The sequence below is a fragment of the [Lactobacillus] rogosae genome (assembly GCA_900112995.1).
Taxonomy (GTDB): Bacteria; Bacillota; Clostridia; order Lachnospirales; family Lachnospiraceae; genus Lachnospira; species Lachnospira rogosae.
The window spans coordinates 25,570-39,537 of record FONU01000010.1; the positions used below are offsets into that span (position 1 = coordinate 25,570).

A 13,968-nucleotide genomic window follows, 5' to 3' on the forward strand; every position below is an offset into this window, starting at 1 on the left:
CTTTTTACTTATCATTGTTTCAATAGTATACTCCTTACTTGGTAATAAAAGCAACTAAAATTTATTATCATTATTAAAAGTTACATTTTACCAACTACAACCTATACTATATTTTAAAGGAGATGCTTATATGCTTACTGCTGTAACAGGAATTAACTGGGGTGATGAAGGCAAAGGCCGCGTAATTGACTTGTTAGCTGAGCAGGCTGATATTGTTGTCCGTTATCAGGGCGGTAATAACGCCGGTCACACTGTAGTCACTGATAAAGGGAAATTCGTTCTTAATCTTCTTCCATCTGGAATACTTCACCCTGATGTTGTATGTGTTCTCGGTGATGGAATGGTAATTGACCTTGAACATCTTTCAAATGAAGCTGAACAAATCAAAGAAAAAGGAATATCTGTAACTCCTGATAATCTGAAGCTTTCAAAACATGCCACTATATCTATGCCTTGGCACAAGGTTCAAGATGAACTTGAAGAAAACCGGTTATCTGCAACAGGCAGTGCATTTGGTTCTACACGCAGGGGCATTGCTTATGCCTATAGCGATAAATACCGCAAGAAGACACTTCGTCTTGCCGACCTTCTTCATCTTGATAATGAAAATGTTAAAGCAAGGCTTAAAACCATATTAGATGCAAAAAATCTTGAACTTGCCGGCTGTTATCATCAGGAACCAATGTCATATCCTGCTCTCTTATCGTGGTGTGAAAAACAAGCAGATATATTCAGGGATTATATATGTGATACAGGCATTTTCTTAAATAATGCCTTAGCTGATAATAAAAAAGTAGTTCTTGAAGCCCAGTTAGGCGCTATGAGGGATATTGATTATGGTATATTCCCCTACACTTCAAGCTCATCTACAATAGCTGCCTATGGCCCTTTAGGTGCTGGCATACCATATGCCCCACTTAACCACATTGTCGGTGTCTTAAAAGCTTATTCAACCTGTGTAGGTGCTGGTCCATTTGTTGCAGAAAATGCAATGTCTGAAGAATGGCAGAAGCTCCTTCGTAAATACGGCGGCGAATATGGTGCTGCTACAGGACGACCAAGGCGTGTCGGACCATTTGATGCTGTTGCCAGTGCTTACGGCCTTAAATGCCAGAATTCAGATTTAATAGCATTAACCAAATTAGATATCTTAAGCTATATGAGAGAAATCCCTATTATAACAGGTTATAAATATAAAAATACTGTCGTAACAGAATTTGACCCGACAGACAATATAGATATGTACAAGCCTGTTGTTGAACTTATGCCAGGCTGGCTTACAGACATATCAAAATACCGCACATATGATGAACTTCCTGATAATGCAAGAAATTATATTGAAAAGCTTGAAAAGCTGCTTAATCACGAAATCCAGTTCATATCTGTCGGGGCAGAGAGAAACCAATATTTAACAAAGGGAGAATGGCTATGAGAAATTTAATTGACCCTCTTGATTTTACACTTGATGAAACAATAAGCATTTTAGACTTAGCTGACAGGATTGCTTCTAATGAAGAAGCCTACAGCCACGTTGCTGACGGCAAAAAGCTTGCTACTTTATTCTATGAACCAAGCACAAGAACTCGTTTATCCTTTGAGTCAGCAATGTTAAGCCTTGGAGGAAAGACCTTAGGCTTTGCCGGTGCTAACCAGTCAAGTGCCACCAAGGGCGAAACTGTCGCAGATACCGCCCGTGTTGTAAGCTGTTATGCCGACATTATTGCAATGCGCCACCCAAAAGAAGGGGCGCCTTTAAGAGCTTCTATGTATTCATCAATTCCAGTTATCAACGCTGGTGACGGCGGTCACAACCACCCAACCCAGACATTAATTGACCTGATGACAATACGCCATAGAAAGGGACGTCTTGATAACCTGACTGTTGGTTTCTGCGGTGATTTAAAATTTGGAAGAACTGTACATTCTCTTGTGAACAGCCTTGTACGTTTCAATGACAATAAGTTCTATTTTATATCACCAGAAGAATTAAAAGTTCCCGATTATCTTATAGAAGATACTCTTATTCCTAATAAATCAGTATATAAAGAAGTAAGAAGCCTTGAAGATACACTCCCAGAGCTTGACGTGCTTTATATGACAAGGGTACAGCGTGAGCGTTTCTTTAATGAAGATGATTATATAAGATTAAAAGATACTTATATACTTAATAAAGAGAAATTACAGCTTGCCCCTGCCGATATGCCGGTTCTTCACCCTCTGCCAAGAGTTGATGAAATATCAACTGATGTTGATACCGATAAGCGTGCCGCCTATTTTGAACAGGTGCAGAATGGCAAATATATCCGTATGGCTCTTATTATGAGTTTACTTGAACTTACAGACCCACTCACAGGAAAAAAAGTACTATAGTAAAATAGAATGGAGATTATAATGTTAAATATAGATTCTTTGCAAAATGGTGTAGTAATCGACCATATCCCTGCTGGACAGGGGTTAGATATATACCGCCTTTTAAACCTTGATGCACAGTCACATTCTGTTGCACTCCTTCAATATGTAAAAAGCGAAAAGTACGGCTGTAAAGATTTAATCAAGATAGAAGGAACCAAGCTTCCTGAAAGATTAGATATTCTTGGTTACATTAATAAACAGATAACTCTGATTATAATTAAAGATGGAAAAGTTGATAAAAAATATCATCCTCTTCCACCTAAAATCTTAACCAATGTTATAAAATGTAAAAATCCACGCTGTATTACAAGTATCGAAACGGGCTGTGAACACATTTTCAAGCTGTATCCATCAGGCAAATACCGCTGTCTTTACTGTAATGAAGAAATCTCTGTAAGATAGATTGGATTATCCCCATACTTCTTCTGCGATTTCTTTTACAAGCTTAAGCTTTGCCCACTGTTGTTCCTCTGTAAGCTTATTACCTATTTCACAAGATGCAAATCTGCACTGTGGACTTAAGTATAATCTTTCAAGAGGAACAGGCTCTGCCTATAACTTATTTATCTGTTTCTTATTATCTTAGCCGCCTCAACCATATTTCTTAAGCTGGCATCTGTTTCCTTTACACCTCGTGTCTTTAAGCCGCAGTCTGGATTAACCCAGAGTTTGTCCCTGCTGATTTTAGTAAGCATTATATTTAACGCATTAACAATTTCATCAACTGATGGAACTCTTGGAGAATGTATGTCATATACTCCCGGTCCTACTTCTGTCTCAAAATTATTCTCTCTTAAAGAATCTAATATTAAAAGGTCTGAACGTGAAGCTTCAAATGTGATAACATCAGCATCCATATCGTCTATTGCTGGAATTATATCTGTGAATTCTGAATAGCACATATGTGTATGTATCTGTGTATCCTTCTTTACTCCGCTGTGTGTAAGCCTGAAAGCAGGAATTGCAAAATCAAGATATTCATTATACCAGTCTGACTTTCTAAGTGGAAGCTTCTCTCTTAATGCTGCCTCATCAATCTGTATTACCTTAATTCCTGCCGCCTCTAAGTCAAGAACTTCATCTCTTATTGCAAGTGCAATCTGCAATATTGACTCTTTTATAGTTATATCTTCTCTTGGGAAAGACCAGTTTAATATAGTTACAGGTCCTGTAAGCATACCCTTCATCGGCTTATTAGTTAATGACTGTGCATACACTGACCAGTCAACTGTCATTGGCTTCTTTCTGTATACATCACCCCATATTACTGGTGGCTTAACACATCTTGTACCATAAGACTGAACCCACGCCTTCTGTGTGAATAAATATCCCTCAAGTGCCTCGCCGAAATACTCAACCATATCATTTCTTTCATATTCGCCGTGTACAAGCACATCAAGACCAATCTCCTCCTGCCATTTTACGCAATCAGCAATCTGCTTCTTAATATACTGTGTATACTCTTCTTCTGATATTTCATTCTTTCTGTAAGCCGCTCTCTCCGCCTTAATCTCCTTAGTCTGAGGAAATGAACCAATAGTTGTAGTTGGAAATTCCGGAAGACCAAGTTTCTCCTTCTGAAGCTTTTGTCTTTCACTTCTTAATGGAAGACGTACATAATCTTCTTCCTTAATATTAGCAAGTCTTTCCTTAACCTCTGCGTTATGGCAGTTTCTTTCTTCCTCAAATACCTTCTGGTTATCAATATAGGCATTTTCACTCTTAACCTTATCCTGTTTCTTATCAGCAAGAACACCTAACTCAGCAAGCTCTGTAAGCTTTTCTTCTGCGAATGAGAAATGTATTTTATAGCTGTCAGCTAATTTATCCTCGTGCTTTAATGTATATGGAACGTGTAATAATGAGCAGGAAGTTGATATAACAACATTTATATTATTATCACAGGCATTTTTAATGCTGCTTATTAAATCTAATGTCTTCTTATAGTTGTTCTTCCATATATTCTTTCCATTTACAACACCAGCAAATAAAAGCTTACCAGCTGGAAAACCATATTTTTCTACTAATTCAAATGTCTTTCTTCCCTCATTAAAATCAAGTCCAACACCTGCAAATGGCTTATTAATAATGTCCTCATATATATCCCTTACATCTCCGAAATATGTCTGAAGAAGTATATTGCAGTTGCCCCTTTCCTTAAGAAGTTCATCATATATCTTATTAAATAAAGCCTTGTCAGCATCACTTAAATCATATACAAGTGCAGGCTCATCAAGCTGTAACCAGCTTATGTTATTATCGTTACATAAAGCTATAAGCTCCTTGTAAGCTGCAATAAAATCATCTAAAAAATCATCAATGCCCTTGTTCTCTGTAAATCTGCATAACTTAAGAACTGTATAAGGACCAGCGATTACCGGCTTTGTTGTAATGCCCAGTTCCTTAGCTTCTTTGTATTCATTAAGGAGTTTGTCTGCTGAAAGCTTAATAACTGTATCATCTTCAACCTCTGGTACAATATAATGGTAATTAGTATTAAACCATTTCTTCATTGCCAGTGCCTTAACATCACCAGACTCTCCCTGATAGCCTCTTGCCATTGCAAAATATGTATCAAGACCTGATAAATTAAGCTCCTTATATCTTCTTGGAACAATTCCAAGTGCAGCTGCTGTATCAAGCAATGTGTCATAAAATGAGAAATCATTACTTGGAATGAAATCTATTCCTTCATTCTTCTGTGTAGTCCAATGTATCTTTCTTAAATTCTTAGCTGTATCTAATAATTCCTGTGAACTAATCTCACCTCTGAAATACTTTTCACTTGCAAATTTTAATTCTCTTAATGTTCCAATTCTTGGAAACCCAATAACCGATGTCTGCATATATATCCTCCAAATTAATTAACCTCAGGCTGTTCGACTAATATACTGAACAACCTGAGGTCATATTATCATTATATGAATTTTTAATAAAATACTTAATTTATTACGCTTATCATAGTTTTAAACTATGGATAAGTTATTTTTCAATGCTTTTATATAGAATTCTGCGTATCTGCTAAGCATTATATTCTTCTTTCTGACAAGTCCTATCCTCATAATGCAATCGGATTTTAACGGCTTGGCAATGATATCTGAGCCATTGAGCTTCTCATCAATAATCCCCGAACTTACGGTAAATCCATTAAGTCCTATTGCAAGATTAAATAAAGTAGCCCTGTCACGCACCTGTATATTCTTAGGGAAATCAAGCACGCTTAAGAATTCTTCTGAGAAATAAAATGAATTTCTCTCACCCTGCTCAAATACAAGATATGGATACGGTTTTAAATCTTCAATCGTCACAAAATCCATATCTGCAAGCGGGTGCTTCTTGCATATAAATACATGCGGCTTTGCTTCAATAAGCTGTTCGTATACAAGGTCATTTTTCTTAAGAAGCTTGCTTATTACTTCCTCATTATTATCTGACAGATATAGTATTCCAAGTTCACTTTTGCCATAAGCAACATCATCTATAATCTCGCCTGTCTGTGTTTCCCTTAATATAAAACTGTATTTATCTGCATCAAATTGATTAACAACATCAACGAAAGCATTAACGGCAAATGAATAATGCTGGCACGATACTGAGAACTTCGGATCTCTTTTATTAACAACCCCGAAATGCTCTTTCATAATATCCGCCTGCTCTAATAACATTCTTGCAAACGACAATAGTTCTTCACCCTCGTGTGTTACTATAACGCCCTTTTTCGTTCTTATAAAAGCTGTAACACCCATCTCTTTTTCAAGATTGCTTATTGCCGTGCTAAGACTTGGCTGTGATATATATAATTGTTCCGCAGCCTCTGTTATATTGCCGCACTCAGCAACTTTTATAAGATAAGACAGCTGTTGTAATGTCATACCATTTCTCCTTTATAATACAATACGTTTAACTACGGCAACTAATGCATCAACAATAAATATGGCTATCGCAATTGCCCCTGCCGCACCAATTGTTCCAACAAGGCTTGATAATGCCTGCTGTGTATCTGATGTGAACAGGTAATATACCGTCTGGTACATTCCAGCTCCAGGAACTATTGTTAATATCGCCGGTATAAGTGTTGTTGTAACCGGTGTCTTTAAAAGTCTTGCCAGTATGTGGGAGATTATTGCAAGCACAAGTCCTGACATAAAGGTTGCCATAAGAACTGATGTGAACTGTTCTGTATACAAATAGATTGCCCAGCCTGCAAGACCTAGTATGCCGTTAACTAGCAGGCATTTTCTTGGGGCTTCTATTATTACTGAAAATGTTATGATTGCACCGAAAGCGAATAGGCATTGAAGTAGCATATGGATGGCCTCCTGAATTTTATCTTTTCCTTGATGTGTGGGTGATATTATTTACGTTGTGGCTGGATTGCCAGCTCCCAGCAAGTACAACGGCGACACGCTTGCGCTGAGTGCCGCTCGCAGCGGTACTCAGCCGCCAGCTTGGGCTGCCGGCTAAGGACCGGCGGCTCGTTTTTAGGATATTATTACCAGGCCTATGTAGACGCCCAGGGCTATTAGGGCGGCTTCGGTGAAGGCTTGGAGGATATTGGCATTGCCAGAGGCGTAGTCGCCGTGGAGAGTATCTCTTATTGCGTTGGTTATTGCAGCCCCGGGAACAAGTACCATTATCGAACCTATTATTATTAAATCAAGATGGGCAAGTGGATTAAGATGAATGAGTACCCTTGCCACAACTGACAATATAATAGAAGCTGTCAGGTCTTTTATAAGGGAATTAAGCTTCATACTGCCGGCGGCGTGTAACCATATAGCCAAGAATACGCCAACTATCCCTGTAAACAGCATATCCACGCCATTGCCGCCGTACATTCCCGTAAAGAAAAGCCCAACGAATACTGTGCATATATCCTTTAACCACCACGGATACTGATTCTTCTTTAAATGCTTTAACTGCGAAAATGCCTCCTCTAATGATATTATTCCTTTATAAAACTTTCTTGATATGTCATTGACCTGAGCTATCATATTAAGGTTGGTTGCCCCTCTGTCCACTCTCCTGACAACTGTCAGTGCATCTATTGACGGATCATCTAAAGAAATCATAAATCCCGTTGATACAACAAATGCCTGTGTAGTCTTTAAACCTGATGTTTTAAGCATATAATCGATTGTTTCCTCAACCCTGTATATCTCTGCTCCATTTTCTAACATAATCATACCCGCAAGAGCCGCTGTATCAATAAGAAGCTTATAATCCATATATTGTTACTCCTTTACACACACCTTCTACGCATTTTCTAAGCATTTTTATCTTTAAATTCATACTTTTTAAGTTCACAGTTCTTAATTCCAAAGCCTGAAAACTCATCATTGCTCATATTTCTGAAATATGACTCGACAATCCTCGAAATACCATTATGCGCAACTAGAAGATATATTTTATCAGAATTGTCATTTCTTATATCATCTATAAGATTATATATCCTCTGACTCAGATGAAGCATTGTCTCTCCACCGTCAAAATCATCAACAAAGTTCATCTTAGCCGCAGCAAATTCCCTGCCATCTCTTGGTGTAGACTCGTATCTGCCAAAATTCTGCTCCTTTAACCGTATTTCCATTCTGCACGGTATGCCAGCGGTTTCTGATATATGCTTTGCTGTGTCAGCCGCTCTTATAAGTGGAGAATATAATATCTCATCAATATGTATATTTTCCATTTTGATACACTCACCTAATTCTATTGCCTGCTTATGTCCAAGCTCTGTAAGTGCAATGTCTGTCGCACCACATATTTTATTCTCTACATTCCATATAGTCTGTCCGTGTCTTGTAAAATAAAAATAACTGCTCATATATTATTCCTCTGCTATCAAATATTATATACCTATGCATTGTCACGATATATATCTGTATCATTTATATACACCATGTTTTCACATATCTTGTATATATTTCATATTTTTACACACTATATACGCTCTATTCTTCCCAATTCTTTCAAAGTTTCGTCTGTCATATTGTATACAGCATCAATTATATAATTCCTGTAGCTTGCATTGCCATCCACTTCTGCCATTCTGCGGTATGCAAGCTCTCCGCTTATTCCCATTACACTAACAGCCGCACATACACTTTCTAATATATGCTCTTTATCTGCCGCCACATATGCTGATGTAAGAGCTGACAGCTGACAACCGGCACCGGTAACAAGGCTCATCATCTTATGACCATTCCTTATTGCATATACGCGGTTCTCATCAGCAACCATATCAATTCTGCCTGTAACCGCAATCACAGCACCTGTCTTTTGGGACAGCTTATTAATAAAATCTGCCATTTCTTTTATATTATCATCTGTAATTTTATCGGCAATCCCCGCCTCAACACCCATAGCAGACTTATCTTTCTGCATAGTGTCATATACTCCAGCTGATATATTATGAATTCCCTGGTTTGCGGCTATCGCTTTTATCTCGGATACATTTCCTCTTATAACACCAAACTGTACATTGGACATAAGATTTTGGACAGCTTTAATTCTGTAATCTGATGAACCAGCGCCAACGGGGTCAAGTATTACTGGTATTCCAAGTTCATTGGCTGTAGCACCTGCTTTAAGCATTGATGATAATTTATTATCATTAAGCATCCCGATATTAATATCAAGTCCCTGGCATATCGAGGTTATCTGGCTCACCTCATTAATATCCTCCGCCATTATAGGTGCACCACCGCATGCAAGCACTATATTGGCACAATCATTAATGCTCACATAGTTCGTTATGCAGTGGATAAGCGGATGTCTGTTATGCACATTTTTTATTATATTTTCAAACATTCACTAAAACCCTCTTTTCTATACAGAAAGCTTGTCTTTTTCCATATATGATTATCACTGTATTGAATATTACAACGTCTTTTATCATTGCTTACAATAGCTTGCATTCTCCTATATATGCCTATCGACTTTGCATATTGAATTGTCTATCCTACAAGATTGTCCTGAATCTTAACTAACAAGCCTGCCTTTTTTATGCTGAATACTATTATTCCAGATATGACCGCACCCATGGCAGTTGATATAAAAAATGGAATTATATACGCATAAAATGCTATTCCTGCGGCACTTTTTCCCATAAGGAATATTGCAACCGGATATGCACATAAACCACCAAGTATTGATGTTCCTGCTACTTCTCCTATCATTGTTGCAATAATATTATGGGTCTTTTTGTATACAATACCGCATATCAATGCACCGAACATACTACCCGGAAATGCCATAAGGCTTCCCATTCCAAGCAGATTTCTTATAAGTGAGGCAACAAATGCCGCCATTACGCCGTATCCGGGTCCTAAAAGGACGGCACAGAATATATTAACCATATGTTGTACTGGTGCACATTTACTTCCAAATACCGGAAATGAAATCAGGCTTCCAGCTACTGCGACTGCACATAGGACACCAGCAGTGGAAAGTTTTTTAATGTTGTTCATAGTATTTCTCCTAATCTATTAGTCTATTAACCTCTGATTTATTTTAACATAATTTTGTGGGTTGTGTTATATTATATGAGGGAATTATATCAGGTTATGGTTTTAATTTTATGAGGACGGGGAATATTATAATATATACAGAAATGAGGATTTGTTATGAAAGCTTATGAAAGATTATTAAAGTATGTTGTTGTCAGAACTCCTAGTGATGAAGAGAGTGGAAAGTCACCTTCTTCTGAGTGTCAGTTTAAGCTGGCTGGGCTTCTTAAAGACGAGATGACTGAGCTTGGACTTAGTGATGTTAAGCTTGATAAACATTGTTATCTTTATGGCAGACTGCCTGCAACTAAGGGGCTTGAGAAGCTTCCTTCAATTGGTTTTATTGCCCATATGGATACTGTGTCTGATTATTGCAATGGTGATATCAATCCTGTTGTGACTCCTGATTATGATGGTGGAGACTTATTGCTTGGTAACAGCGGACTTATATTAAGTCCTGATACTTTTCCACATCTTGCTTCTTTAAAGGGCAGAACTCTTATAACTTCTGATGGAACAACTATTCTTGGTGCAGATGATAAGGCTGGAATTGCTGAAATTCTTACTATGATTGAATATATCACTGCTAATAATATTGAACACCCTGCAATATGCGTAGCATTTACGCCTGATGAAGAGATTGGTATGGGTACTGAACATTTTGACGTTGAACGCTTCGGAGCTGATTACGCATACACTGTTGATGGCGATACTGAGGGTGAGATACAGTACGAGAATTTCAATGCCGCCAAAGCTGAATATGTTGTGAAAGGTTTTAATGTCCACCCCGGCTCATCTAAGGATACTATGATTAACGCTTCCTTAGTAGCTATGGAAATTAATAATTGCCTGCCGGCTATGGAGATACCAAGGGAAACGGAGAATTACGAAGGCTTCTATCATCTTATAAGTATGTCTGGCGATGTTGCAGAAGCACACCTTAATTATATAATCCGTGACCACGATGCTTCATTATTTGAAGCAAAGAAAGCCACACTGTGCCACATTGAAAAGATTATGAATGAAAAATGGGGTGCTGGAACTGTACAGCTCACTATCACTGACCAGTACCGCAATATGGCTGAGATTATCAAAAAATGTATGTTTCTTATAGAAAATGCTGTGAAAGCCTGCAAGAATACTAATATACCACCCCTTATACTTCCAATAAGAGGTGGCACTGACGGCTGTATGTTAAGTTATATGGGACTTCCCTGCCCTAACCTTGGCACTGGCGGACACGCCTACCACGGTCCTTACGAACACATAACCATCGAAGGTATGGACAAAACTGTTGATATGCTTGTAGAACTCGTGAAAACATTTTCCAAGCCTATAATTAACTAACAGGCATAAGCTTACGCCTTAACTGTTTCAATTCTTGTAAAGAAATATATGTACTTGAATATTATCAAAAATACAATAAATACACGCCCATATATATTAGACATTGCAAGCATTGCCAATATAAGCATTGCTGATGCTGGCAGAAGTATGCACAACTTAGTCTTTAATGTCATTGAACGGCTGGTAACGAAGCTTTCAAGATGTTTTTTGTAAAGCTTTGTTCCAATAAACCACATATGAAATCTGTCAGAGCCTTTGGCAAAGCAGAAAGATGCTAATAATAAAAATGGCGTTGTTGGCAATACTGGAAGTACGACACCTATTGCACCGAGTACCATTGACACAATTCCTATCATAAGCCATAAAAGTTTAATTGGGGATTTAATGATATTCTTCATTAATGTTTCGATGTCCTTTCTTATTGTCTTGTTGTGACTAACTTTAGTTAATCGCGGCTAACTTTGATAAGTATATATGAACATATCATTTTTTGTCAATACACCGGATTAATATACCAAATAATGGCAATACCTCCATTCCACTTAAGTACAGGAGATATTGCCATTATTTTATAGTTTTTCCGCTCAATGCTTTATTTTAAAGAACTCTTGGATATCTACAATATTTATAAATTAAAGCTTTTCATTATTATGTCTTTCAAAGAAGCTCTTAGTTTCCTTAACCACAACTCCGCTCAATGCGAATAACGCAATCATATTAGGCAGTGCCATAAGTCCGTTAAATATATCAGCAATTGTCCATACCGCACTTACTGTCATATAAGGTCCGATAAATACTGCTAATATGTATATCCAGCGGTATATTTTAACGTGCTTCATATTACCACCGCTAAGATATTCAAGACATCTTTCGCTGTAATAGTCCCAGCCAAGAATTGTTGTAAATGCAAAGAATACAAGACAGAGCATAAGCACAAAAGAAGACACCTGTGCCGGGAATGGAAGTCCATTCTGGAATGCATATGTAGTAACTGCTACACCCTCAAGGCCTTCAACCTGCCATGCACCTGTTATTACAATTGAAAGCCCTGTAAGAGTACATATTACAATTGTATCAATAAATGTACCTGTCATACTTACAAGTCCCTGTCTTACAGGTTCGTTAGTCTGTGCTGCAGCCGCAGCTATAGGTGCACTACCAAGACCAGCCTCATTAGAGAAAATGCCTCGTGCCACACCCTTCTGCATAGCAACAAGCATACTTCCGACTGCTCCGCCAGTGATTGCCCTAGGAGAAAATGCTGCCTGAACTATAACCTTAAATGCCGCAGGAACTTTAGTAATATTAGCTATTACAAGAACTGCAACAAATAATACATATATAATTGCCATAAATGGCACTACAACCTGACTTACGCTTGCGATTCTCTTAACACCGCCTATAAGCACAAGTGCAACACAGACTGCAAGAATAAGTGAAGCGATTACTACTGACCATGAGTACTCGCCAAGAAATGGAATATTGACACAATGCTCATTATTCGCATCGAAAAAACCATTTACGGCACTTGAAATACCATTTACCTGACTAAATGTACCAATACCAAAAAGTCCAACACATACACCAAAAAATGCAAATAACTTAGCAAGCCATTTCCAGCTCTTGCCCATTCCCTGCTCTATATAATAGAATGGTCCACCAAGACTGTGTCCGTCTTCTCCTATAACTCTGTATTTAACAGCAAGAAGACCTTCTGAATACTTAGTTGCCATTCCGAAAAATGCTGTTATAACCATCCAGAATAATGCACCTGGACCACCTGCACAGACTGCTGTTGCAACACCAACGATATTACCAGTACCAATAGTTGCACTTAACGCTGTACATAGTGCGGCAAAACTTGTAATTTCACCTTCTGCCTCTTCTTCATTTTTAACCATCCATTTTAATGCTAAAGGGAGCTTTCTGATCTGTAATAAACCAAGACGAACTGTCAATAATATTCCGCCAAAAAGGATAATTACCATAAGCGGCACACCCCATACGAAATTATCAATGTTCGCAAGAATCTGATTAATTGAATTCCACATTGTACTTTCTACCTTTCATATCTAAACTACAGCATAGTACAAGCCTATACTGTCCCAACACCGCAAATGCCGTACATTACTAAATACTTTGCTAATATGCAGACTTTTACTTAATGCATTGGAATTATAGACAATATTGCCTGAATAAATATAAAAGCAGAAATAACATTTTAGAATATACAACTTATCATATAACAAGTTATATTATACTTTATGCCTTCTCTGTCCTTTTGCCTGAGAGATTCATATACCCGCTTTATAAGAAGTCACAATGTTGTTATTAATAATGTTGTCTTATAATCACATTATTAACTGCTTATAAAGAACTATATGTTGCACCTTCGGCCTCTGTGTTTATCCAGAACTCTCCAGAGAGTCGATCCATTTACAGTTGCGCCAGCAGAGGCTGGCACCTGAGAGTGTTACTCCTTCGGCAGGCTTTCGCCGTTTTCCTGCAAACTTCATATCGAAAATTGCCTTATATTAATATAATCTTATTTTCTACATAATTCAACTTATTTTTACATTTTTTAATAATTATAGAATTTCCTATTACATAAAAAGGCAGTCACCGTGATTACACTCATCCGCTGGATATACCAGAACATATGATGTATCACTTTATGTGACTGCCATTTTATTATCTGCTT

Annotated in this window: 13 protein-coding genes, 1 pseudogene and 1 riboswitch; of the genes and pseudogenes, 4 read left to right on the forward strand and 10 right to left on the reverse strand. The window is 37.7% G+C overall.

Annotated features, from left to right (window positions below; all coding sequences use genetic code 11):
• The first annotated feature begins 130 nt into the window (after window positions 1-130).
• Genes BM157_RS05010 through BM157_RS05020 form a run of 3 tightly spaced genes read left to right on the forward strand, consistent with a single transcriptional unit; the run spans window position 131 to window position 2,814 of the window.
• Window positions 131-1,432, forward strand: a complete 1,302-nt coding sequence (locus tag BM157_RS05010) for an adenylosuccinate synthase (RefSeq protein ID WP_055173997.1) — start codon at window positions 131-133, stop codon at window positions 1,430-1,432.
• Window positions 1,429-2,370 carry an aspartate carbamoyltransferase gene (gene pyrB, locus BM157_RS05015; RefSeq protein WP_055173996.1) on the forward strand — a complete coding sequence of 314 codons (942 nt, stop codon included), beginning with the start codon at window positions 1,429-1,431 and terminating at the stop codon, window positions 2,368-2,370. The genes BM157_RS05010 and pyrB overlap by 4 nt, the downstream gene beginning before the upstream one ends.
• A 21-nt stretch (window positions 2,371-2,391) precedes the next feature.
• Window positions 2,392-2,814 carry an aspartate carbamoyltransferase regulatory subunit gene (locus BM157_RS05020; RefSeq protein ID WP_055173995.1) on the forward strand — a complete coding sequence of 141 codons (423 nt, stop codon included), beginning with the start codon at window positions 2,392-2,394 and terminating at the stop codon, window positions 2,812-2,814.
• A 6-nt stretch (window positions 2,815-2,820) separates the two neighbouring features.
• Here the strand turns inward: BM157_RS05020 and BM157_RS12930 are convergent.
• From BM157_RS12930 to thiW, 8 genes and pseudogenes are all read right to left on the reverse strand, one after another.
• Window positions 2,821-2,964, reverse strand: a pseudogene (locus tag BM157_RS12930) (5-methyltetrahydropteroyltriglutamate--homocysteine methyltransferase); the annotation flags it as partial.
• Between the two features lie 11 nt (window positions 2,965-2,975).
• Window positions 2,976-5,258 carry a 5-methyltetrahydropteroyltriglutamate--homocysteine S-methyltransferase gene (gene metE / locus BM157_RS05025; RefSeq protein WP_055173994.1) on the reverse strand — a complete coding sequence of 761 codons (2,283 nt, stop codon included), beginning with the start codon at window positions 5,256-5,258 and terminating at the stop codon, window positions 2,976-2,978.
• A 120-nt stretch (window positions 5,259-5,378) separates the two neighbouring features.
• On the reverse strand, window positions 5,379-6,284 hold the full coding sequence (locus BM157_RS05030) for a LysR family transcriptional regulator (RefSeq protein WP_055306231.1): 906 nt from the start codon (window positions 6,282-6,284) through the stop codon (window positions 5,379-5,381).
• Between the two features lie 12 nt (window positions 6,285-6,296).
• Entirely contained in the window at window positions 6,297-6,719 is a 423-nt protein-coding gene (locus BM157_RS05035; protein WP_022501956.1) for a threonine/serine exporter family protein, read from the reverse strand.
• Between the two features lie 174 nt (window positions 6,720-6,893).
• A complete protein-coding gene (locus BM157_RS05040; protein ID WP_055173993.1) occupies window positions 6,894-7,640 on the reverse strand; it encodes a threonine/serine exporter family protein in 747 nt (248 codons plus the stop codon).
• Window positions 7,641-7,678: 38 nt separating this feature from the next.
• Complete coding sequence (locus BM157_RS05045) at window positions 7,679-8,236, reverse strand: histidine phosphatase family protein (RefSeq protein WP_055306232.1); 558 nt, start codon at window positions 8,234-8,236, stop codon at window positions 7,679-7,681.
• 116 nt (window positions 8,237-8,352) lie between these two features.
• Window positions 8,353-9,222 carry a hydroxyethylthiazole kinase gene (gene thiM, locus BM157_RS05050; RefSeq protein WP_090140157.1) on the reverse strand — a complete coding sequence of 290 codons (870 nt, stop codon included), beginning with the start codon at window positions 9,220-9,222 and terminating at the stop codon, window positions 8,353-8,355.
• 146 nt (window positions 9,223-9,368) lie between these two features.
• Window positions 9,369-9,881 (reverse strand): energy coupling factor transporter S component ThiW, encoded by a 513-nt coding sequence (gene thiW, locus BM157_RS05055; protein ID WP_090140159.1) that lies wholly within the window; start codon window positions 9,879-9,881, stop codon window positions 9,369-9,371.
• A gap of 156 nt (window positions 9,882-10,037) precedes the next feature.
• Here thiW and pepT point away from each other — a divergent pair, with 156 nt between their 5' ends.
• Window positions 10,038-11,267, forward strand: a complete 1,230-nt coding sequence (gene pepT / locus BM157_RS05060) for a peptidase T (RefSeq protein WP_090140162.1) — start codon at window positions 10,038-10,040, stop codon at window positions 11,265-11,267.
• An 11-nt stretch (window positions 11,268-11,278) separates the two neighbouring features.
• On the opposite strand, the gene BM157_RS05065 is transcribed toward pepT, so the two are convergent.
• Window positions 11,279-11,665, reverse strand: a complete 387-nt coding sequence (locus BM157_RS05065) for a YbaN family protein (RefSeq protein WP_207643370.1) — start codon at window positions 11,663-11,665, stop codon at window positions 11,279-11,281.
• A gap of 234 nt (window positions 11,666-11,899) precedes the next feature.
• Window positions 11,900-13,318, reverse strand: a complete 1,419-nt coding sequence (locus BM157_RS05070; RefSeq protein WP_090140164.1) for an alanine/glycine:cation symporter family protein — start codon at window positions 13,316-13,318, stop codon at window positions 11,900-11,902.
• Between the two features lie 212 nt (window positions 13,319-13,530).
• Window positions 13,531-13,700, reverse strand: a riboswitch (glycine riboswitch).
• Between the last annotated feature and the right edge of the window lie 268 nt (window positions 13,701-13,968).